The following is a 22,108-nucleotide window of genomic DNA, read 5'->3' as shown; positions in this document are numbered from 1 at the left end:
AGAAGGGCGAGCGCCTGATCGAGGGCGTCTTCAACGGACGCGCGCGCGCCGACGGCAACGCGGTCGGCTACGACACCATCGCCGCGGCGGGCCGCCACGGGCCGGGCGGGGGAGGAGGACGGGGAGTCGGCGTCCGGGGAGGAGCGTCAGGACGCGTCCTTCACCATTCCGCGGACCGAGAGCTGGACGACCAGCGGCCGGTGGTCGCTCCCGGCGTCGTCGCGGTCGTCGACGACCTGGTAGCCCGAGACCTCCCGTCGTCCGGAGAAGAGGACGTGGTCGATCGGGGCGCCGAGCGCGGGCGGGACCGAGGACGGCCAGGTGCCCAGGGCGGCGCCGCCCGCGACGGTCCCCGCGTCGCGGCAGCCGCCCAGCGCGGCCGAGCCCGGCAGCCCGGTCCAGTGGTCGACCGTGGAGTTCAGATCGCCGAGGACCACGACGTCCTCCTCCGCGGAGCAGAGCGCGGAGACCGAGAGCAGATCGCTCCGCCACTCCGCGAGGCGCGAGGGGATCGGCGCCATGGTGTGCACCGCGGCGAGGACGGGGCGCTCGGGAGTGTCGGGGCGTGCGACGAGGGACGGCGTCGATCCGGTGACGACCGCGGCGGTGTCGACGCTGTAGCCGCCGAGCGAGGGGGAGAGCAGCAGGGCCGCCCCGTCGTCGGCGCCCGACCCGGCGTAGTGGAGGGTCATCGACATCCCCTGGGCGCTGAGCGCGTTCACGACGTCCTGCGCGTGCGTCTGCGAGACCTCGAGGAGGGCGATGCCGTCGACCGCGCTCTCCCGGGCGAGCGAGGCGATCGTGTCGACGGGCACGCCGTCGTGCAGAACGTTCCAGGTCGCGAGGCGCACGTCGGCGAGGCGGTGGGCGCGCGGAGCGGCGGAGTCGTAGCCCCGCGCTCCCTGCACTCCCGCGAGCACGAGCGCGAAGACGACGCCGAGCGCCGCGAGGGCCAGCGCGAGGCGCCTGACCGGAGCGACGAGGACCGCGATCACGACCAGGACAGCGGCGAGCCCGACGGCCGCCGCGCCCGTCGCGAGCCGGAACGGCACCAGCTGGGCGAAGGGGGCCTCCCGGGCGATCCCGAAGAAGCCGGGCGCCGCGACCACCAGCAGAGCGATCGCCACGATCACCGCCACCGCGGTCTTCACCAGTCTCGTCCCCATCGCCGCCCAGGCTACTAGGGCATCGGAGGGCTCGCAGGCGGCGCGTCTACGATGAGCGCATGCATGTCGACGGGGGCCGTTACGACCTCCACACCCACTCCGTCGTCTCCGACGGCACCGAGGCTCCGGCCGTCCTGGTGCGGGCCGCGGCCGCGGCCGGGCTCGCCGGAGTGGCGCTCACCGACCACGACACGACCGGCGGCTGGGCCGAGGCGCTCGCCGCGGCCGAGGAGGCGGGCATCGACCTGCTGCCCGGCATGGAGCTCTCCTCCCGCGTCGGCTGGGCCAGCGTCCACGTCCTCGCGTACCTCGTCGATCCGGCGGATCCGGGGCTCGTGGCCGAGACCGCGCGCATCCGCTCGGCCCGCACGCACCGCGCGGAGGCGATCGTCACCGCGATCGCGGCCGACTACGACCTCACCTGGGACGACGTCCTCGCCCAGACCAGCCCGGGCACGACCATCGGGCGTCCGCACATCGCCGACGCGCTCGTCGCCCGCGGCCTGGCCACCGACCGCTCCGCGGCCTTCGCGGGGATCCTCGACTGGCGCGGCGGCTACTACCGCCCGCACTACGCGCCCGACCCGGTCGACGCCGTGCGCCTGGTCCGCGCGGCGGGCGGGGTCCCGGTCATCGCGCACCCGGCCGCGAGCGCCCGCGGGATCGCGGTCGAGTCGATCCTCCCGCAGCTCGTCGACGCCGGCCTGTTCGGCCTCGAGGTCGAGCACCGCGAGAACACGGCCGACGGCAAGCGCCGCCTGCGCGAGCTCGCCGAGCAGTACTCGCTCGTCACCACGGGCTCGAGCGACTACCACGGCACGGGCAAGCCCAACCGCCTGGGCGAGAACACGACCGCGCGCGCGACCGTCGACGCGATCCGCTCCTCCGCCCGCTGAGTCGCGGGAGAGCCGCTGAGACGCCGGGAGCCCGCCCTCCCGCGACGGATCGCGGGGGGACGGGCTCGGGGCGCGGAGGCTCAGGCCTGCGCGTCGGGGCGCGGCGAGCGGCGGCGCGACCGGGTGCGGCGGCGCGGCTCGCTGTTGCCGTCGTGGTGCTCCTTGCTCTCGCTCGAGGGAGCGGGGCCGGTCTGCTGCGGAGCGGTCGAGTCGGCGGAGTCGGAGCGGGTGCGGCGACGCGGCGGCCGGTCGCCCCGCTCGGAGCGCTCGCCGCGGTCGGAGCGCTCGCCCCGGTCCGGGCGCGCGTCGGCCTTCGCCTCGGCGGGGATCGGGGTCGGCTTCAGCCGTCCCTTGGTCCCCGCGGGGATGTCGAGGTCGGTGTAGAGGTGCGGCGACGACGAGTAGGTCTCGACCGGGTCGGGCTGGCCGAACTCCAGCGCCCGGTTGATGAGGGCCCACTTGTGCAGGTCCTCCCAGTCGACGAAGGTCACCGCGATGCCGGTCTTGCCCGCGCGCCCGGTGCGGCCGACGCGGTGCAGGTAGGTCTGGTCGTCGTCCGGGATCGTGTGGTTGATCACGTGGGTGACGTCGTTCACGTCGATGCCGCGCGCGGCGACGTCGGTGGCGATCAGGATGTCCTTCTTGCCGGCCTTGAACGCCGCCATCGCGCGCTCGCGCTGCTCCTGGTTGAGGTCTCCGTGCACGGCCGCCGCGTTGAAGCCGCGGTCGTTGAGCTCCTCGACGATGCGGGCGGCGGCGCGCTTCGTGCGGGTGAAGATGACGGTCTTGCCGCGGCCCTCGGACTGCAGGATGCGCGCGATGACCTCGTCCTTGTCGAGCGAGTGCGCCCGGTAGACGATGTGCTTGATGTTCGCCTGCGTGATGCCCTCGTCGGGGTCGGTCGCGCGGATGTGGATGGGCTTGTTCATGAAGCGGCGCGCGAGCGCGACGATCGCGCCCGGCATCGTCGCCGAGAAGAGCATGGTGTGGCGGGTGGGCGGCGTCTGCGCGAACAGCTTCTCGATGTCCGAGAGGAAGCCCAGGTCGAGCATCTTGTCGGCCTCGTCGAGGACCATCACCTGCACGTTGGCGAGCGAGAGCAGGCGCTGCCCGGCGAGGTCGAGGAGGCGGCCGGGCGTGCCGACGACGATCTGCGCGCCGGCCTTCAGCTGCTCGATCTGGCCCTCGTAGGCCTTGCCGCCGTAGATCGAGACGATCTTGGTCGGCCGGTTGGAGGCGGCCAGCTCGATGTCCTCGGTGACCTGCACGGCGAGCTCGCGGGTCGGGACGACGATGAGCGCCTTGACGCCCGGCTCCGGGTCGGTGCCGAGGGCCTGGATGAGGGGGAGGCCGAAGCCGAAGGTCTTGCCGGTGCCGGTCTTGGCCTGGCCGATGATGTCCTGCTTCTGCAGGGCCAGGGGGATCGTCTGCTCCTGGATGGGGAACGGCTCGAGGATGCCCTTGGCGGCGAGTGCGGCGACGATGTCGTCGTCGATGTTCAGATCGGAGAAAGTCACGGAGTGAAGCGCCTGTCGTGTCGAACGGTCTACGCCCCTGTACGACTCCGGGCGCAGGGTCACCGATCCAGCGCCGGTGACATCCCGGCGAGTCTACTGCTCCCGGCCCCGCCGGCCCCGGAACCCCGCCCCTCCGGCGCCCTATGCTGAGGAAATGGCTGCCTGGTTCCGACGTCGACGTCCCCTGCTCGAGGTGCCCCGCCTGACGCCGCGCGGGGAGTCGAGCCAGAAGCGCGACCGCGTCGACCTCGCCGACCTCACCCCCGAGGTGCTGCCCTACCTCGGCCAGGTCGCCTACCTCCAGCTCGCGGTGTTCGAGGTGCTGGCGCGCGCCGTCGCCGAGACCGACGACCTCGCGGACAAGGAGGCCATCTCCTCCGCCGCCGGCACGGCTCTCGCGAAGCACCACGCCGTCGTCGCCGAGCTGCGCCGCCGCGACGTGGAGCCCGGCGAGGCCATGGCGCCGTTCCGCCCCGCGATCGACACCTTCGAGCGGCTCACCCGCGGCGCGGACCTCCACGAGACGCTGCTCTCGGCGTACATCACGGCGGGCCTGCTCGACGACTTCTTCATCCGCCTCACCGGCGGGCTGCCCACCGACGTGGGGCCGCGCATCGCGCAGACGCTCGGCGCGGACACGGGCGTCGACGGCGTGATCGCGATCCTCCGCCGCGAGATCGCCGCGGACGAGCGCCTGGGCTCGCGCCTGGCCGTCTGGGGCCGCCGCCTGGTGGGCGACACCCTCCTCGTGGCGCGCTCCGCACTGATGGGCTCGGGCAACCACGACTCCGACGAGTCGCGGATCGAGCCGGTGTTCACCGAGCTCATCGCCTCGCACACGCGCCGGATGGACGCGCTGGGGCTCACGGCCTGACGGTTCCCGGCGTCGCACTGCGCCGGAATCCGGAACGACGGAGGCGCGGAAGTCCGAGGACTCCCGCGCCTCCGGCTCGGATCAGGGGGCGACGCGTCCCGAGAGCATCGCCTGCAGGGAGGCCTCGTCGCGGCGGGCGCGGCTGCGCCCGAGCGAGAGGCCGACCGGGACGACGACCACGGCGGTCGCGACGAGGGACAGGACCCAGATCAGGCCGCCGTCCCACGGCAGGCCCGCCCAGGTCAGTGCGACCCAGACGACTGCGGCGACGAGGCCGCCGATCGCCGGGACCAGCACGGAGCCGTGCAGGTGCCGGTGCGGCAGCCCGTAGCGCGCGGCGAGACCGATCAGGACCCCGAACAGGGTGATGAAGAGGAGCTCCACGACGTGTCCGCCCGGAACGCTCTAGGCGACGAAGCCGACGCGGCGCGACTCCTCGGAGCCGACCTCGACGAAGGCGATGGTGGCGGTCGGGACGATGTAGATCTTGCCCTTCTCGTCGCGGAGGCGGAGGACGGCGGTGCCGGCCTCGAGAGCGGTGGTCACCGTCTTCTCGACCTCGGTCACGGACATCGACGACTCGAAGTTGAGCTCGCGCGGGGTGTTGACCATTCCAATACGGATTTCCACCAGCAGTGCCTTTCGGGAGGGGACGAGGGTGTCAGGATACGGGACCGCGCTCGGACGACCGCGCCGGTTTCGCGGTGAGCGGAGCGGGCGGCCGGGGCTCCCGGCGGGGACGGGCGGGAGTGTCGGACCCGGTGGCTACCGTGGTCGTGTGACCGCTCCCGCGACCCCCGCTCCCTCCACCGCAGCCTCCGTCGGCGAGGCGCTCCCGGGCGAGCCCGCGGTCGTGCTGGACGACTCCCAGCGCGCGGTGCTCGCGCTGCCCGAGGGCCGCAGCGCCGCCGTGCTCGGGGCGCCGGGGACGGGCAAGACCACGACGGTCGTCGAGCTGGTCGCCGAGCGCGTCCTCGAGCGGGGGTACCCGCCCGAGTCGGTCGTGGTGCTCGCGGCCAGCCGCACCGCCGCCACCGCCCTGCGCGACGTGCTCGCCCTGCGGCTGGGAGTGCCGACCCGGGGCCCGCTCGCCCGGACCGCGACCTCGCTCGCGTTCGAGGCGGTCACCTCCTCCGCCAAGGAGCGCGGCCTCGAGCGGCCGACCCTCCTGACCGGCGGCGAGCAGGACGCCCTCCTCTCGGAGCTCCTCGAGGGCCACCTCGAGGAGGGGACCGGCCCGCGGTGGCCGGAGGAGTTCAGCCCCGAGGTGCTGCGGCTGCGGACCTTCCGGACCGAGCTCCGCGAGTTCGGGATGCGGGCGACCGAGCACGGGCTCGACTCGGACGCGATCCGCGCCCTCGGGGTCGACGCCGAGCGAGGGGAGTGGAGCGCGGCGGCCGACGTGCTCGACGAGCTGCGCGAGGTGGTCGAGTGGATGGCGCCCCAGGCGGGCACCCGTCTGGACGCGGCGGAGTTCGCGGCCTACGCCGCCGAGGCGATCCGCGCCGGCGAGGGCGGCGAGCGGATCGACGCGCTGCGCCTCGTCGTCGTCGACGACCTCCAGGAGGCGAGCGAGTCGACGCTCGTGCTGCTGCGGGCGCTGACGGAGCGCGGGGTGACCGTGATCGCGCTGGGCGACCCGGACGTGGCGACCAGCGCCTACCGCGGCGCGGCCTCCGACACGCTCGGCCGGTTCGCCGCGAGCATCGGCGCGTCCGACGTCGAGACGCTGGTGCTCGCTCGGGTGCACCGCCACTCGGCCGCGCTGCGGGCGGTCGTGTCGGCGGCCACCGAGCGGATCGGCACCGCGGCGGCCGGCCGGCAGCGGGCGGCGGTCGCGGCTCCGGCCCCCGACGCGGGCCCGGCACCCGTCCTGGTGCTGCACGCCCCGACGGCGGCGCGCGAGGCGGCGACGGTGGCGCGGCTGCTGCGCGAGCGGCGGCTGCGCGACGGAGTGGCGTGGCGGCGGATGGCGGTCGTCGTCCGCTCCGGAGCCGCGGTCCAGCCGCTGGTGAAGGCGCTCGCGGTGGCGGAGGTGCCGACCCGCTCCGTGCTCGCCGGACGGGCGCTGCGCGACGATCACGCGGCCCGGGCGCTGCTCGTGCTGGTCGGCGTCGCGATCGGCGAGCGGCCCCTCGACGCGGAGCTCGCGGCGGAGCTGCTGCTCGGCCCGTTCGGCGGGGTCGACCGGCTGGGGCTCCGCAGGCTCCGGCTCGCGCTCCGGGCGGAGGAGCTGGCCGGCGGCGGCATCCGCGCGAGCGACCCGCTGCTGGTCGAGGCCCTCGCAGCGCCCGGCCGATTCGCGACCATCGACTCCGCTCCCGCCCGGCAGGCCGAGCGGCTGGCCGTGACGATCGACCGGGTCCGCCGCCTGCACGAGGAGGGGGGCTCGATCGAGGAGCTCCTGTGGTCGGCGTGGGAGTCCAGCCGCGTCGCGTCCTCCTGGCGCGAGCTCGCCCTCGGCACCGGCCTGACCGCCGCCGAGGCCAACCGCAACCTCGACGGCGTGGTCGCCCTCTTCAGCGCCGCGCGCCGGTTCGTGGAGCGGGCGACCGGGCACTCCGCGGTCGGCTTCGTCACCGAGATCCTCGAGGCGGAGGTCCCCGAGGACACGCTCGCTCCGCGCTCCGTCGAGGACGCGGTCCTGATCGGCACGCCCTCCTCCGTCGTCGGCCTCGAGTTCGACGTCGTGGTGGTGGCGCGACTGCAGGACGGCGTCTGGCCCAACCTCCGCCAGCGCGGCTCGCTGCTCGATCCGGACGGCCTGCTGCGGCACGCCCGCGGCGAGGGCGGACTGCCGCTCGACGCCCGCAAGGCCACTCTCGACGACGAGCTCCGGATGTTCGTACTGGCCGCCTCGCGCGCTCGGCGGCAGCTGGTGCTCAGCGCCGTCGCGGGCGAGGACGAGACGCCCTCCCTCTTCTTCCGGCTCACTCCGCCGGACGCGCCGCGGCTCGATCCGGCCTCCGCAGTGCCGCTCACGCTGCGCGGGGCGGTGGCGGCGCTGCGCCGGACCGCCACCACACCGGACTCGACCGAGGCTCCCGCCGCCATCCGAGGGCTCAGCGCCCTGGCGCTCGCGGAGGTCCCGGGCGCCGACCCCTCCTCCTGGTCAGGGGTGCTCGAGCCCTCGACCACGGAGCCGCTCTTCGACGTCGGCGACCCCGAGCGTCCCGTCTCCGTCTCGCCGAGCCGCCTCGAGGCCTTCGAGCGGTCCCCTCTGGACTGGTTCGTCGACGCCGTCTCCGGCTCCACGACGAGCACGGCGATGGGGGTCGGCACCCTCGTGCACTGGGTCCTCGAGAACGCCGAGCGGCCCGATCCGCAGGAGCTGTGGGCGGCTCTCGAGTCGCGGTGGCCCGAGCTGGTCTTCGAGTCGCCCTGGCTGGGGGAGCGGCAGAAGCGCGTCACACGGCGGCTGATCGACGGCCTCGCGGGCTACCTCGCCGACTTCGAGCGCGGGGGAGGCGTGGTGCTCGGCCGCGAGCAGCAGTTCGAGCTCGACGTCCCGCCCGCCCGGGTGCGGGGCTCGATCGACCGCGTCGAGCGCGCGGCCGACGGCTCCGTCACGATCGTCGATCTCAAGACGGGCCGCAGCACCCCCCGCAAGGACGACATCGCCGAGCACGCGCAGCTGGGCAGCTACCAGCTCGCCGTCGCCGAAGGCGCGATCGAGGCGGCCGACCCGGCCGACGGGGGAGGCGCGAAGCTGCTCTTCGTGGCGACGGGCGTGCGCGGGAAGCCGTACCGAGAGGTGGTCCAGGAGCGCTTCGGCGAGGAGGAGCTGGAGCGGCTGCGCGAGCGCGTCCGCGCCGCGGCCCTGGGCATGGCGGCGGCGGGCTTCTCGGGCCTGCTCGACGCGACCCCGTTCTCGCCCGGCGACGCCCTGCGGTACCGCATCCACGCGGTGCCCGAGGTCCCGGGGGACGGACTCCTGGCGATCGACGAGGTCGACGAGACAGAGGACCTGGAGGACTCCGAGGAGCCGGGTCCCGATGCGCCGGCCGATCCTTCCGGCCCCGCCGACCCCGGCCCCTCCGCCGTCTCCGAGGAGGAGCTGCCGTGATCGACGCCCTGACCATCGCCGAGCGCCTCGACCTGCGCCCGCCCACCGCCGAGCAGCGCGCCGTCATCGAGGCGCCGCTCGAGCCTGCCCTGGTGGTCGCCGGTGCCGGCAGCGGCAAGACCGAGACGATGGCGAACCGCGTCCTCTGGCTCCTCGCGAACGGCCACGCGGCGCCGTCGGAGGTGCTCGGCCTCACCTTCACCCGCAAGGCGGCGGCCGAGCTCGGCGAGCGCATCGGGCGGAGGATCGACCAGCTCGGCGCGGCGGGCCTGCTCCCGCTCGCGCCCGGGCAGTCGGCGCCCGACCCGTTCGAGGCCGCCACCGTCTCGACCTACAACGCCTTCGCGAACACGATCTTCCGCGACAACGCCGCCCTGATCGGCCGCGAGGGGGACGCGACCGTGCTCTCCGAGGCCTCCGCCTGGCATCTCGCGCGGGGAGTCGTGGCCGACACGGCCGATCCGCGCATCCTCGAGGTGGAGGCGGGGATCGACCGGCTGACCGACCTCGTCGTCTCGCTCGCGCACGACCTCGCCGACAACCTCGCCGATCCGGCCGCGGTCGCCGCGTTCGCCGAGGACTTCCTCCGCCTGGGCGAGCTGCCGCGCGGAGGCAGCGGCTCGGGGCTCTACCGCGAGCTCGAGAAGGCGCTGCAGGCCGTGGGCGCGCTGCCGGTGCTGACGGCGCTCGCCGAGCGGTTCCAGGAGGCGAAGGCCGAGCGCGGCTTCGTCGAGTTCTCGGACCAGGTGGCCCTCGCGCTGCGGATCGTCGACCGTGTGCCGCGGATCGTGGACGAGCACCGCGCGAGGTACCGGGTGGTGCTCCTCGACGAGTACCAGGACACCTCCGTGCTGCAGACCCGCCTCCTCTCGCGGCTCTTCGCCGGGCAGGGAGTGATGGCCGTGGGCGACCCGCACCAGTCCATCTACGGCTGGCGCGGTGCGAGCGCCGAGGGGCTCGGCCGCTTCGGCACCGATTTCGGGGGAGCGGGCCGCTTCTCCCTCAGCACGAGCTGGCGCAACGGCCGCCGTGTGCTGACCGCCGCGAATGCGATCGTGGAGCCGCTGTCGGCGAGCAGCGCGGTCGCGGTCGGCACGCTGAGCGCGGGTCCTCAGGCCTCCGAGCACCCGGTCGAGCTCACCTTCCCCGAGACGATCGAGGAGGAGGCGGACGACGTCGCCGCCTGGTTCGCCGGGCGGCTGCGCGAGAACGCCGAGCCGCCGTCGGCCGCGGTGCTCTTCCGGGTGCGCGCGCACATGGACCGCTTCGCCGCCGCGCTGGCGAAGCACGGCGTCCGGTACCACATCCTCGGCATCGGGGGCCTGCTGCGGCAGCCCGAGATCGCCGACCTCGTCGCCGCGCTCACCGTGGTCGAGGACCCGGCCGCCGGCAGCGAGCTCGTCCGCCTCCTGGCCGGCGCCCGCTGGCGTCTGGGCGTCCGCGACCTCAAGGCGCTGCGCGACCTCGCCTCGTGGCTCGCGGCGCGCGACCACGCGCACCGGCTGCTCCCGGAGGAGGTGCGCGAGCGGATGCGCGCGTCCGTCACCGAGGGCGAGGGCGGCTCGATCGTCGAGGCCCTCGACTTCATCGCGGCGCGCCGCCCCGGCGACGACGGGCGGATCGACCACTCCGCGCTCGGCGGGTTCAGCGCCGAGGGCCTGCGGCGCCTGCACGAGGCGGGCACCCTGTTCGCCCGGCTGCGCGCCCGGGCCGGGCTCGACCTCCTCGACTTCGTCACCCTGGTCGAGCAGGAGCTGGGCCTGGACATCGAGGTCGAGGCGAACGAGTCGCGCGGGGACGGCCGCGCCAACCTCGAGGCCTTCCGCGAGGCGGTGGCCGGGTACCTGCAGACGGACGACCGCGGCGCCGGCACCGGCTCCTCCCTCCGCGGATTCCTCCGCTGGCTCGTCCTCGCGGACAAGCGCGACGGCCTGGCCCCGCGACCGGAGGACCCGGAACCGGGGACGGTGCAGCTGCTGACGATCCACGGCTCCAAGGGTCTGGAGTGGGACCTCGTCGCCGTCCCGCGGATGGTCGACGGCGAGCTCCCCGGCACGCCGGTCGAGGGCTTCCGCGGGTGGGTCAGACTGGGCGCGATGCCCTACGCGTTCCGCGGCGACGCCGCCGAGCTCCCCGATCTCGCCTGGCGCGGCTGCAGCACGCAGAAGGAGGTCGTCGACGCGATCGGAGCGTTCGGCGACACCCTCCGCGAGCGCAACGAGGCGGAGGAGCGGCGTCTCGCCTACGTGGCCGTCACGCGGGCGCGTCACCACCTCCTGCTCAGCGGCTCGTGGTGGGCCGGCCAGGCCAAGCCGCGCGGACCGGGCGTCTTCCTCCGCGACCTCGAGCAGGCCGGCACGATCCCGCCGCTGCCGACCGAGCCCGCGAACGAGGAGAACCCGCTCGAGCGGGCCCCGCGCACGTTCCGCTGGCCGCACGATCCGCTCGGCTCCCGCGGCGACCGGGTCCGCGCCGCCGCCGCCCGGGTCCGCAGCGCCGAGCCGGCTCTGCTCGGAGCGCGCGGCGACGACATCCGCCTGCTGCTCGCCGAGCGGGCGGTGCGGCTGGCCGGGGGCGAGCGCACGCCGCTGCCCACCCGCATCCCCGCCTCCCGGTTCAAGGACATCGTCAGCACGCCGGACGAGGTCGCGGCGCAGCTGCGCCGGCCGATGCCGGAGCGCCCCTACCGGCAGACCCGGCTCGGCACGACGTTCCATTCCTGGGTCGAGAACCGCTTCGGCGTCCAGGGCGGGGCGGAGGCGGTCGACACCTTCCCCGACGAGCTCGACGACGCCGGCCCCGCGAGCGTCGAGCAGGAGCGGCTCGACGCCCTGATCGCCATCTTCGAGCGCTCGGAGTGGGCCGACCGGCGCCCGGAGGCGGTCGAGATCGAGATCCACCTCCAGCTCGCCGGCCACGTCGTCGTCTGCAAGCTCGACGCGGTGTACCCGACGGAGGACGGCGTGCAGATCGTCGACTGGAAGACCGGGCGAGCGCCGAAGGACGCCGCCGACCTCGAGCTCAAGCAGTTCCAGCTCGCGCTGTACCGGCTCGCCTACTCGCGCTGGCGGGGGGTGCCGCTCGAGAGCGTCGACGCCGTGTTCTACTTCGTCGCCGACGACCTCGTGCTACGGCCCGAGCGGTTCTACTCCGAGCGCGAGCTCGCGGAGTCGCTCTCCTCGGCGACGGGAGCGAGCCCGCGGCCGTGAGCGGAGGAGCCCGTGCGGGCTCCCGGCGTGCGGTTGAGCAGCTCCTCGACCTCCGAGACCGCCAGCACCGGGCCGGTGTCGGTCGAGAGGGGCGCGGAGAGGTCGCCGAGCACGCTGTCGACCAGCGTGTCCAGCATGGCGACCGCGTCGTCCACGATGGCGGAGTCGTCGGTCTCGGTGCCGTGCAGCAGCCAGCGGGCGAGCTCGAGCTCGGCGTAGAGCTGGGCACGCTGGCGGATCGTGCGGTCCACTGCTCCCGCGCGCATCCGGGAGTAGGCGGAGAGCGCCGTCTCCGAGCCCGGGGCGCTCAGCAGCCAGTGCAGGTCGCGCGCCGGGTCGCCGACCCGCAGCGCCGCCCAGCCGAGCACGGCCGCGACGACGTCGCCCGAGCGGAGGAAGGAGTCGGCGGTCATCGAGCCGTTCACCACGGTCGGGTCGAACTGCCAGAGCGCCTCGTCGGAGGAGGCCGACTCCCAGCGCGCGACGAGCGCCGCCGGGACGTGGCCGGTGTCGGCCGCGCGCTCGATCACCGCGACCGTCTCGTTCACGCTGTCGCGCGCGGTCGCGATCGGCAGGCCCGCCTCCTGGACGAACGACACCGGGAGCGAGTGGATCGCCCCGACGGCCCGGCCGATCGAGTCCGCGAGCCCGCTCTGCGCGGCCACGTCGTCGATGAGGACGCGATCTCCCTCGAGGTACTCGTAGACGACCGCGCGGGTGCCGTCGAACGGCGTCTGCCCGACGCTCTCCTGCAGATCGAAGGGCAGGCGGCTGCGGATGCCGGCGGTCAGCGCCCGGAGCGCGACGAGGTCGCCGAGCTGCTCCTGCTCCGCGAGCGCGGACGTGGGAACGCGCACGACGAGGCGGGCGCCCTCGCGCGTCGTCAGCAGGGCGGAGTCGAAGTCGCCGTGCGTCGAGGACGTGAAGGGGCGCGCGGAGCGGACGTCGAGGCCCTCGACGGCCGAGGTGGCCAGCGCGGCTAGAGTGAGATGGGATCTGGCCATGGTTTCCAGGGTAGGCGGCTCGTGCCCGGCCGGCCCGCCGCCACGCGCTGTCCCGCCGATGCCGTCGAAGGCCCGCGACAGCGGTCCTCGCGGCCCCCGTCACGAAATGAGCCCCGGATGTCACTGCCCTTCGCCGATCGCCTCCCGCTCTCGCGACAGGCGGCCGACCGCGACGGCGTCGGACGCTCGCGGCCCGCGCTCTTCGACGAGCTGCTCGCCGATCCCGCCACCCGCGTGCTCGTCCTGCACCACGACCGGACCCTGGTCGAGGCCGACCGCCTCCTCCTGCGCCGCCCCGAGGACGTGACCGCCGGCACCCTCCGGATCTACCTCGGCCGCACGCTCGCCGAGGCCCCCGGCGAGCCGGTCGGAACCCCCGTCATCGCGACCGTCCTCACCGACGCGGCCGCCGCCGAGCTCGAGCCCGACGAGGAGCGGTGGAGCGGCCTGCGCCCGATCGCCGAGCGCCTGAGCGACCGCGACGCGGGCCTGTTCACCGAGGCTCTCGCCATCGCGAACTGGCACGCCTCGCACGGCTACTCGCCCCGCAACGGCGACCCGACCGTCGTCGAGCAGGGCGGCTGGGTCCGCCGCTCGCCCACCGACGGCAGCCAGGTCTTCCCGCGCACGGATCCGGCGATCATCGTCTGCGTCCTCGACGCGGACGACCGCCTCCTCCTCGGCTCGAACGCGATGTGGGGCACCGGCCGCTTCTCCCTGCTCGCCGGCTTCGTCGAGCCGGGCGAGTCGCTCGAGGCCGCCGTGATCCGCGAGATCGGCGAGGAGTCGGGCATGCGCGTCGTCGACCCGCAGTACCTCGGCTCGCAGCCCTGGCCCTTCCCCGCCTCCCTCATGGTCGGCTTCACCGCCCGCCTCGCCGAGGACCAGTCCCCGGAGGATCTGCTCCCGGACGGCGAGGAGATCGTCGAGCTGCGCTGGTTCACCCGGCAGCAGCTGCACGACTCGCTCGAGTCCGTGCTGCTGCCCGGCCGCTCGTCCATCGCCCGCGCGATGATCGAGGACTGGTACGGAGGCGAGCTGGAGAACGGCCCGATCGCGTGACCCTGCTCGACGGACTCGACGAGGGGCAGCGCGAGGCTGCGGAGGCACTGCTGGGGCCGGTCTGCGTCCTCGCGGGAGCGGGCACGGGCAAGACCCGGACGATCACGCACCGCATCGCGCACGGAGTGGCGACCGGCGTCTACACGCCCGGTCGCGTCATGGCCCTGACCTTCACGAGCCGCGCCGCGGCCGAGCTGCGCTCGCGCCTGCGGGTGCTCGGCGCCGGCGGTGTCCAGGCCCGCACCTTCCACGCCGCCGCCCTCTCGCAGCTCGGCTACTTCTGGCCGCAGCTGGTGGGGGGCACGATGCCCCAGCTGCTCGACGGCAAGGCGCGCCTGCTCGGGCACGCGGCCGAGCGGCTCCGCCTGAAGCTCGACACGGCGACGCTCCGCGACCTCTCGGCCGAGATCGAGTGGCGGAAGGTGTCCGCCCTCTCGCTCGAGCAGTACGCCGTCGCCGCCCGCACGCGCCCCCTGCCCGGACGGCTCACCCTGGAGCAGACGGTCGCGCTCGTGGACGAGTACGAGGGGCTGAAGGACCAGCGCCGCCAGATCGACTTCGAGGACGTCCTGCTCGTGACCGCCGGGATGCTCGAGTCCGAGCCCGCGATGGCGATGCAGGTGCGCGAGCAGTACCGCTTCTTCGTCGTCGACGAGTACCAGGACGTCTCGCCGCTGCAGCAGCGGCTCCTGGAGCTCTGGCTCGGCGACCGGAGCGACCTCTGCGTCGTCGGCGACGCCAGCCAGACCATCTACTCCTTCGCGGGTGCGCGGGCCGACTACCTCCTCGACTTCCCGTCCCGCTGGCCGGCCGCCACCGTGGTGCGCCTGGAGGAGAACTACCGCTCGGCCGTGCCGATCGTGCAGACCGCGAACCGCCTCATGCGGGGCAGGCCCGGCGCCCTCTCGCTCCACGCCGTCGCCGCCGCCGAGGCGCCGGAGCCCGCGATCGACGCCTACCCGGACGACATCGCGGAGGCGCGCGGGATCGCGGCGCGGGTCGCGGCCGACATCGAGGCGGGGGTACGCCCCTCCGACATCGCGGTCCTCTTCCGCACCAACAGCCAGTCGGCGGTCATCGAGCACGCCCTGCACGAGCGTGGAGTGAGCGCGCACATGCGCGGCGGCAAGCGCTTCTTCGACCTGCCCGAGGTGAAGCAGGCCGTGATGCAGCTGCGCGCGGCGTCCGTGTCGATCAGCGGCGAGCCGCTGTTCAAGTCGGTGAGCGACGTCCTCCGCTCGCTCGGCTGGAGCGCCGAGCCCCCGTCGGCGCCCGGTGCGGTGCGCGACCGGTGGGAGTCGCTGGACACGCTGGCCCGCCTCGTCGACGAGGCCCCTGCCGGATGGACCTTCCGGCAGTTCACGGACGACCTGACCGCACGCCAGCAGGTGCACCACGAGCCGGACCGCGGCGCGGTCACCCTCGCCACGCTGCACTCGGCGAAGGGCCTCGAGTGGGAGTCGGTGCACCTGATGGGGCTCGCCGAGGGACTGCTGCCGATCTCGTACGCCGCCGGCCTCGAGGCGATCGACGAGGAGCGGCGCCTCCTCTACGTCGGCATCACCCGGGCCCGCCGGCGCCTGCGCCTCTCGTGGGCGCGCTCGACGGTCGGCCGCGTCACGCGGAGGGAGCCGTCGCGCTTCCTCGAAGAGCTCGGCACGCGCACTCGGGGTGCGGCTCCCGCTCCCGCACGGTGAACGCTCCGGAGGCGTCGCTGTAGACCCGCTCGGCCGCGCGGAGCCCTCGCCAGCCCGCGAGGAGCCGCCGCAGCACGGCGTCGGCGGCCGCCACGGCGATCGCCGCGCTCGCGAGCGGCGTGCGGGTGGGGGCTGAGCGGCCGAGCACCTGGATCACGAGGCGTGCGCGATCCGGGTCGAGGTCCATCCGGTCCCGCTCGGCGCAGTGCAGGCACGGTCCGGACCCCGGCTCCACCAGGGGTCCGAGGCGCACCGATTCGTCGCCGAACACCACCGCCAGGTGCGGCACATCGGCCGCGAGCCAGTGCGCGGCGCGGGCGGGGGCGACCGCGAAGTCGGCGATCAGCACGGCGAGGTCCGGCGTCCCGTCGTCGGCGAGCAACGAGCAGCCCTCGCTCCGGAGCAGCGTGCGCAGTGCGTCCGGTGCCGCGCCCGTCCCCTCGACGACGACCCGCGGTGCCGGGGGAGGGCCGGGCTCGACGCTGCGCAGCAGGACCGGCCGGAGCGCCTCGAGCACCTCGTCGACACGCGCCTCGCTCGCTCCGGCGCGCGCCGCGATCAGGCGGACGGTGCCGGCGCTGGTGCCCACGCGGAGGGCGTCGAGCAGCAGCTCCTCCGGGTAGCCGACGCCGTCCAGGACCGCGTGCGGCCGGTCGAGGCCGAGCTGCACCGCGGTCGCGGAGCGCCAGAGCAGGGGGAGTCGGGGATCGAGCCGGAGCACCATCCGGCGATCATGGCCGAGACCGGCCCGGCGCCGCGCGAGTTGTCCACAGGCGGGCGCCGGACGGGGGGGTCAGACGGGGCGGTCGCCCGTGGGGGAGGAGCCGCGGTCGTCGTCGTCCGGCGAGCCGGCGTCGTCGGTCGTGTCCGGAGCGTCTCCGGAGGCGCCGTCGCCCTCGCGCGGCATCGTGCCGTTCAGCAGGTCCTCCAGCGCGCGGTCCATCTCGTCGGGCTCCGGGGTCTCGCCTCGGGCCTCGGCCGTGAGCCGGGCGACGAGCGCGCTCGGGTCGTCCAGGTCCTCTGAGCCGGGGAGCAGGTCGGGGTGCGACCAGAGGGAGTCGCGGGCCTCGGGCCCGACGGCGTCGGTCACGGCCTGCCACATCGCGGCGGCCTCGCGGAGGCGGCGCGGGCGCAGCTCCAGGCCGACGAGGGTCGCGAAGGCGGACTCGGCCGGGCCGCCGGAGGCGCGGCGGCGGCGGACCGTCTCGGCGATCGCCCCGGCGCTGGGCAGGCGGTTGGTCGCCGCCGCGGTGACGACGTCGACCCACCCCTCGATGAGGGCGAGGACGGTCTCGAGGCGGCCGTGCGCGGCGAGCTGCTCCTCCGTCTTCGGCGGGATGAGCGCGCCGGAGGTCATCGCGTCGCGGAGCTCCTCGGGGTTCGACGGGTCGAAGCCCTCGGCCAGCTCCTCGAGGCGGGTGGTGTCGATGCTGATCCCGCGCGCGAAGTCGGTGATCTGCGAGATGAGGGCGAGACGGAGCCACTTGCCGTGCCGGAAGAGGCGGGCGTGCGCGAGCTCGCGGACCGCCAGATACAGCTGCACCTGGTCCAGCGGGATGTCGAGGCCCTCGCCGAACGCGGCGACGTTCTGCGGCAGGATCGCCGCGTCGTTCTCCTCCAGCAGCGGGATGCCGATGTCGCCGCCCGAGACGACCTCGGCGGCGAGCTGCCCGACGACCTGGCCCAGCTGCAGGGCGAACAGGGTGCCGCCGATCCCGCGCATCATGCCCTCGGCACCGGCGATCATCGCCTGCATCTCCTCCGGGGCCTGCTCGCGGAGCACGCGGGTCAGCGCGTCCGAGATGCTCAGCGCCACCGGCTCGGCGAGCTGGGTCCAGACCGGCATCGTCAGGGAGATCCACTCGAGGCGGCTGATCGAGCGCGGCGTGCGGCTCAGCTCGGAGACGTACGCGACCTCGTCGAGCCAGAGCGCGGCGACGCCGAAGGCCGCGTCGATCGGAGCCCGCACGGAGTCGGACACCGGCGCGGACTCGGCGCGCGCGAGCTGCTTCGCCTGCTCGAGCGAGAGCGTCCAGTTGACGCCGCCGTCGCCGTTCTGCTGCATCGCGCTCTGCAGCTGCGAGAGCAGGTTCTGCAGGGCCACCGGGTCGTTCGGCAGTCCCGCCGCCCCGGCGAGCTGCGAGGGGTCGACCGGGCCGTTCCCCGAGAGGAACTGCCGCAGCATCTCCCGGAACTCGTCCTCGGAGCCGCCGCCCGCTCGGTCCGCACTGTCGCCATCGGCCATCGGGATCAGCCCTCCGTCGCTCACCTGAATCCGGTCGCCGCACCGCCTCCGCGGCCCTGCACAGGGCGCCGGTTCCGGCGCGACTCCCAGTCGTGCAAGCTACGTTAGCCCGAGCGCCCGGGGCCTCGGCGTGCAGAGCACCGCTCGGGCCCAGCCCGCTTCCGCCCGCCGCGAACATCCCGGCGGAGCCGCTCCACCCGTTGCCAGAAAGGCCCCCGTGTCGCTGTTCTCCGACGACCCGCGCCCCTCCTCCTCCCCGCGCCGCCCGTGGGTCGGACCGGTCGTCCTCCTCTCGGGTGTCGCCGTCGTGGTCGGTCTGGGCGTCGCGCCCGCCCCCTACGTGATCGAGCAGCCCGGCCCCGTGTTCGACACCCTGGGCAGCAGCAAGGACGTGCCCCTCATCTCGATCCCGGACCGCACCACCTATCCCACGGCCGGCACGCTCGACATGCTCACCGTGTCGGTCGTCGGCAACCCGCAGAGCCTGCCCACCTGGGTCGAGGTCGCGAGCGCCTGGTTCGACAGGACCAAGGCGGTCGTCCCGGTCGACGCGATCTTCCCTCCCTCCTCCACGGTCGAGGAGCGCGACGAGGCGAACCAGGCCGAGATGACCGACTCCCAGCAGGAGGCGATCGCCGCCGCGCTCACCGAGCTCGGCTACCCCGTCGAGCAGCGCGTCTCGGTCGTGCAGGTGCCCGAGGGCTCCCCGGCCGAGGGCGTCCTGGAGGCGGGGGACGAGATCCTCGCGGTCGCGGGCACCCCCGTCGCCGACGCGACCGCCCTGCGCGCGACCCTGCAGACCCTCGGCACCGGCTCCCCGGTGCAGGTCAGCATCGAGCGCGAGGGCGTCCGGCAGGAGGTGGAGGTCACGCCGCGCGACTCGAACGGCGCCGCCGTCATCGGCGTCCTCCCCGGAGCGGCCTTCGACTTCCCGTTCGAGGTCGACATCCAGCTGGACGACGTGGGCGGGCCGAGCGCGGGCATGATGTTCGCCCTCGGGATCATCGACAAGCTCACCGAGGGCGAGCTCAACGGGGGGCGGAGCGTCGCCGGGACCGGCACGATCGACGCGGCCGGCGAGGTCGGCGCCATCGGCGGGATCCGCCAGAAGCTCTACGGGGCGGAGGGCGCCGGAGCCGAGTACTTCCTCGCCCCCGCGACCAACTGCAACGAGGTCGTCGGCCACGTCCCCGACGGGCTCGACGTGCTCGCGGTCTCGACCCTCGACGACGCCCTCGCCGCACTGAAGGGCATCGCCGCGGGCGACACCTCCGGGCTGCCGGACTGCAGCACCGCCGCTCCCCTCGACTGATCCCGCCCGCCGACCCCGGGTCGACGCCCAGGTGAGCCGGACAGCCGTCGCATAGCATGGGTGGCCTCCCCTCACATCTCGACAGCAAGAGGCCCTCACGTGAGTTCCACAGCAACCGAAACCCCGCCGCGGAAGAGACGGAGCGTCCTCGCCGTCACTGTCGTGGTGGTGGCCGTCCTGGTGGTGGCGTTCTTCGTCTTCGCCGGTCTGTACACCGACATCCTCTGGTACGACCAGCTCGGCTTCCTCTCCGTGCTCACGACGCAGTGGGCGGCGGCGGGCGGTCTCTTCGTCATCGGCTTCGTCGCCATGGCGGTGCCGGTGTTCATCAGCCTGATGCTGGCGTACCGCCTCCGGCCGGTCTACGCGAAGCTCAACTCGCAGATCGACCGCTACCAGCAGGTCGTGGAGCCGCTGCGGCGCCTGGCCACCTTCGGGATCCCCGCGGTGCTCGGCCTCTTCGCCGGCGTCTCCTCCGCCACCCGCTGGCAGACGAGCCTCACCTTCTGGAACCGCACGCCCTCGGGCACCACGGATCCGCAGTTCGGCCTCGACACGTCGTTCTACCTCTTCGAGCTGCCCTTCTACCAGAGCATCGTCGGCTTCGCGTCGGCGGTCCTGCTGATCTCGGCGTTCGCGACCCTCGCCACCGGCTACCTCTACGGAGCGATCCGGGTGAACGGCCGCGAGATCCGCATCTCGAAGGCCTCGCGCATCCAGCTGGCGGTCATCGCCGCCCTCTACCTCGCCGTGCAGGCGGTCAGCCTCTGGCTCGACCAGTACGCGACGCTCGCGCAGCAGGGGCCCCGCATCACCGGCGCCACCTACTCCACCGTCAACGCGACGATCCCGGGCCTGCAGATCCTGGCCGGCATCGCGGCGCTGGTCGCGATCCTCTTCGTCGTCACCGCCTTCATCGGCCGCTGGCGCTTCCCGGTCATCGGCACCGCGCTGCTGATCGTGTCGAGCCTGCTCGTCGGCTCCCTCTACCCGTGGATCGTGCAGAAGTTCCAGGTCGAGCCCAACGAGCGCACGCTCGAGCAGCCCTTCATCCAGAACAACATCGACATGACGCGCCAGGCCTACGGCGTCAGCGACGTCGACGTCATCCCCTACGAGGCGACCACCGACGCGGAGCCGGGCGCCCTGCGCTCGGACGCCGAGACCACCGCGAACATCCGCATCCTCGACCCCGCCGTCGTCACCGACGCGTTCTCGCAGCTGCAGCAGTTCCGCCAGTACTACAAGTTCGGCGACACGCAGAACGCGCTCGACGTCGACCGCTACTCCATCGACGGATCGACGCAGGACGCCGTGGTCGGCGTCCGCGAGCTGAACCTCAACGGCCTCGGCACCAACCAGACCTGGTACAACCAGACGCTGGTCTACACCCACGGCTACGGCCTGGTCGCCGCGTACGGCAACCAGCGCTCGGCCGACGGCGAGCCGGTGTTCATCGAGTCCGGCGTCCCGACGACGGGCGACCTCGGCGACTACGAGCCGCGGATCTACTTCGGCGAGAACTCCCCGCCGTACTCGATCGTGGGCGGCAACGACTCGCGCGACATCGAGCTCGACTACCCCTCGGGCACCGACGGCGCGCAGCAGACCTACACGACCTTCGACGGCGAGGGCGGCCCCGCTCTCGACAACGTCTTCAAGAAGCTCGTCTACGCGATCAAGTTCCAGTCCGAGCAGATCTTCCTGTCGGACGGCGTGAACGACGACTCGCAGATCCTCTACGACCGCGATCCCGTGCAGCGCGTCCAGAAGGTCGCACCGTACCTCAAGCTCGACTCCGACGCCTACCCGACCGTCGTCGACGGCCGCGTGAAGTGGGTCGTCGACGGGTACACCACCTCGGCCGACTACCCGTACTCGGAGGTGCAGAGCCTCTCGCAGGCGATCGCCGACACGAACACACAGCAGCAGTTCCCGACCGACGACGTCAACTACATCCGCAACTCGGTGAAGGCGACCGTCGACGCGTACGACGGCAGCGTCACGCTCTACGCGTGGGACACCGAGGACCCGATCCTGCAGACCTGGCAGAAGATCTTCCCGACCACGGTGAAGCCCGTGAGCGACATGTCGGGCGAGCTGCTCAGCCACGTCCGGTACCCGGAGGACCTCTTCAAGGTCCAGCGCGCGGTCCTCGGCACCTACCACGTCACCGACGCGGGCTCCTTCTACTCCCGCGAGGACGCCTGGGCGACGCCGAACGACCCGACGAGCGGAGCCGCGACCACGGCCGCCGCGACCGGCACCAGCCTGCAGCCTCCGTACTACCTGACGCTGCAGACGCCGGATCAGGACGTGCCGTCGTACTCGCTCTACTCGACGTACATCCCGGCGAGCGTCCAGGGCGCGCAGGCCAGCCGCAACGTGCTGACCGGCTACCTCGTGGCCGACTCCGACGCCGGCTCGACGGCGGGCTCCGTGGCCGACGGCTACGGCACGCTCCGCCTGCTCGAGCTGCCGAAGGACGACACGGTGCCCGGCCCCGGCCAGGTGCAGAACGCGTTCACCACCGACCCGACGGTCGCGAACGAGCTGAACATCCTCTCCCGCGGCGACACCACCGTCACGAGGGGCAACCTGCTCACGCTGCCGGTCGGCGGCGGCCTGCTCTACGTCCAGCCGATCTACGTGCGCTCCAACGGAGACACGAGCTTCCCGCTCCTGCAGAAGGTGCTGGTCGCGTTCGGTGACGACATCGCCTTCGAGGACACCCTCGACGCGGCCCTCGACAGCCTCTTCGGCGGCGACTCGGGAGCCGACGCGGGCGACACCGGCACGCCGACGACTCCGGACGCCGGCACCGGCACCTCGGGCGGCGACACCGGAGGCGACGCGGGCGGCACGACCGGCGGCACCGGCTCCACGCCGGCCACGGGCGACCAGACGGCGCTGCAGCAGGCGCTGAACGACGCGCGGGACGCGCTCACGGCTCGCGAGAACGCCCTCAAGGCGGGCGACCTCACCGCCTTCGCGGCGGCGGACGAGCAGCTGACCGAGGCGCTCTCGCGGGCGCTGCAGGCCGAGGGCGGCCAGTAGCCC

At 73.9% G+C, this 22,108-nt stretch carries 15 protein-coding genes; 8 read left to right on the top strand and 7 right to left on the bottom strand.

From position 1 onward, the window contains the following. Window positions 1-146: 146 nt before the first annotated feature. Window positions 147-1,166, bottom strand: coding sequence for an endonuclease/exonuclease/phosphatase family protein (locus tag C5B92_RS08230; RefSeq protein WP_104350277.1), 1,020 nt, complete (start codon window positions 1,164-1,166; stop codon window positions 147-149). A gap of 59 nt (window positions 1,167-1,225) precedes the next feature. Between C5B92_RS08230 and C5B92_RS08225 the strand changes: the two genes are divergently transcribed. Beyond that, window positions 1,226-2,062, top strand: a complete 837-nt coding sequence (locus tag C5B92_RS08225; protein ID WP_104224845.1) for a PHP domain-containing protein — start codon at window positions 1,226-1,228, stop codon at window positions 2,060-2,062. Window positions 2,063-2,142: 80 nt separating this feature from the next. Here the strand turns inward: C5B92_RS08225 and C5B92_RS08220 are convergent, their stop codons facing one another. Then, complete coding sequence (locus C5B92_RS08220; RefSeq protein ID WP_104224844.1) at window positions 2,143-3,579, bottom strand: DEAD/DEAH box helicase; 1,437 nt, start codon at window positions 3,577-3,579, stop codon at window positions 2,143-2,145. 154 nt (window positions 3,580-3,733) lie between these two features. Here C5B92_RS08220 and C5B92_RS08215 point away from each other — a divergent pair, with 154 nt between their 5' ends. Beyond that, complete coding sequence (locus C5B92_RS08215) at window positions 3,734-4,453, top strand: ferritin-like fold-containing protein (RefSeq protein ID WP_104247820.1); 720 nt, start codon at window positions 3,734-3,736, stop codon at window positions 4,451-4,453. An 81-nt stretch (window positions 4,454-4,534) separates the two neighbouring features. Here C5B92_RS08215 and C5B92_RS08210 read toward each other — a convergent pair whose 3' ends face one another. Further along, entirely contained in the window at window positions 4,535-4,837 is a 303-nt protein-coding gene (locus C5B92_RS08210; protein ID WP_104226942.1) for a hypothetical protein, read from the bottom strand. Between the two features lie 21 nt (window positions 4,838-4,858). Continuing rightward, window positions 4,859-5,083, bottom strand: a complete 225-nt coding sequence (locus tag C5B92_RS08205; RefSeq protein ID WP_104224841.1) for a DUF3107 domain-containing protein — start codon at window positions 5,081-5,083, stop codon at window positions 4,859-4,861. 148 nt (window positions 5,084-5,231) lie between these two features. Between C5B92_RS08205 and C5B92_RS08200 the strand changes: the two genes are divergently transcribed. Both C5B92_RS08200 and C5B92_RS08195 read left to right on the top strand, forming a co-directional pair. After that, on the top strand, window positions 5,232-8,519 hold the full coding sequence (locus C5B92_RS08200) for an ATP-dependent DNA helicase (RefSeq protein WP_104256195.1): 3,288 nt from the start codon (window positions 5,232-5,234) through the stop codon (window positions 8,517-8,519). Continuing rightward, window positions 8,516-11,728 carry an ATP-dependent DNA helicase gene (locus C5B92_RS08195; RefSeq protein WP_104350276.1) on the top strand — a complete coding sequence of 1,071 codons (3,213 nt, stop codon included), beginning with the start codon at window positions 8,516-8,518 and terminating at the stop codon, window positions 11,726-11,728. Before C5B92_RS08200 ends, C5B92_RS08195 begins: the two co-directional genes overlap by 4 nt. Here C5B92_RS08195 and C5B92_RS08190 read toward each other — a convergent pair. Continuing rightward, on the bottom strand, window positions 11,665-12,732 hold the full coding sequence (locus C5B92_RS08190; RefSeq protein WP_104256193.1) for a phosphotransferase: 1,068 nt from the start codon (window positions 12,730-12,732) through the stop codon (window positions 11,665-11,667). The two genes, C5B92_RS08195 and C5B92_RS08190, sit on opposite strands and share 64 nt — an antisense overlap. Window positions 12,733-12,849: 117 nt before the next feature. Between C5B92_RS08190 and nudC the strand changes: the two genes are divergently transcribed. After that, a complete protein-coding gene (gene nudC, locus C5B92_RS08185) occupies window positions 12,850-13,794 on the top strand; it encodes an NAD(+) diphosphatase (protein WP_104233180.1) in 945 nt (314 codons plus the stop codon). Further along, window positions 13,791-15,491 (top strand): ATP-dependent helicase, encoded by a 1,701-nt coding sequence (locus C5B92_RS08180; protein ID WP_104326796.1) that lies wholly within the window; start codon window positions 13,791-13,793, stop codon window positions 15,489-15,491. Before nudC ends, C5B92_RS08180 begins: the two co-directional genes overlap by 4 nt. Here C5B92_RS08180 and C5B92_RS08175 read toward each other — a convergent pair. Both C5B92_RS08175 and C5B92_RS08170 read right to left on the bottom strand, forming a co-directional pair. Continuing rightward, window positions 15,412-16,215 carry a hypothetical protein gene (locus tag C5B92_RS08175; protein WP_104224835.1) on the bottom strand — a complete coding sequence of 268 codons (804 nt, stop codon included), beginning with the start codon at window positions 16,213-16,215 and terminating at the stop codon, window positions 15,412-15,414. The genes C5B92_RS08180 and C5B92_RS08175 overlap by 80 nt on opposite strands. A gap of 69 nt (window positions 16,216-16,284) precedes the next feature. Beyond that, on the bottom strand, window positions 16,285-17,736 hold the full coding sequence (locus C5B92_RS08170) for a zinc-dependent metalloprotease (RefSeq protein WP_104350280.1): 1,452 nt from the start codon (window positions 17,734-17,736) through the stop codon (window positions 16,285-16,287). 217 nt (window positions 17,737-17,953) lie between these two features. On the opposite strand from C5B92_RS08170, the gene C5B92_RS08165 reads away from it, so the two are divergent. Further along, window positions 17,954-19,048, top strand: coding sequence for a PDZ domain-containing protein (locus C5B92_RS08165; protein ID WP_104233183.1), 1,095 nt, complete (start codon window positions 17,954-17,956; stop codon window positions 19,046-19,048). Window positions 19,049-19,147: 99 nt separating this feature from the next. After that, complete coding sequence (locus C5B92_RS08160; protein WP_181028776.1) at window positions 19,148-22,105, top strand: UPF0182 family protein; 2,958 nt, start codon at window positions 19,148-19,150, stop codon at window positions 22,103-22,105. Window positions 22,106-22,108 lie beyond the last annotated feature (3 nt).

Source organism: Rathayibacter sp. AY1A4, assembly GCF_002930955.1.
In the GTDB taxonomy this organism is placed as follows: Bacteria; Actinomycetota; Actinomycetes; order Actinomycetales; family Microbacteriaceae; genus Rathayibacter.
This window is presented reverse-complemented; position numbering and strand designations above follow the sequence as displayed.

Coding starts and splice junctions, on each gene's coding strand:
- C5B92_RS08225 (WP_104224845.1), top strand. CDS start 1,226: ATGCATGTCGACGGGGGCCGTTACGACCTCCACACCCACTCCGTCGTC.
- nudC (WP_104233180.1), top strand. CDS start 12,850: ATGTCACTGCCCTTCGCCGATCGCCTCCCGCTCTCGCGACAGGCGGCC.
- C5B92_RS08230 (WP_104350277.1), bottom strand. CDS start 1,166: ATGGGGACGAGACTGGTGAAGACCGCGGTGGCGGTGATCGTGGCGATC.
- C5B92_RS08170 (WP_104350280.1), bottom strand. CDS start 17,736: ATGGCCGATGGCGACAGTGCGGACCGAGCGGGCGGCGGCTCCGAGGAC.
- C5B92_RS08215 (WP_104247820.1), top strand. CDS start 3,734: ATGGCTGCCTGGTTCCGACGTCGACGTCCCCTGCTCGAGGTGCCCCGC.
- C5B92_RS08175 (WP_104224835.1), bottom strand. CDS start 16,215: ATGGTGCTCCGGCTCGATCCCCGACTCCCCCTGCTCTGGCGCTCCGCG.
- C5B92_RS08190 (WP_104256193.1), bottom strand. CDS start 12,732: ATGGCCAGATCCCATCTCACTCTAGCCGCGCTGGCCACCTCGGCCGTC.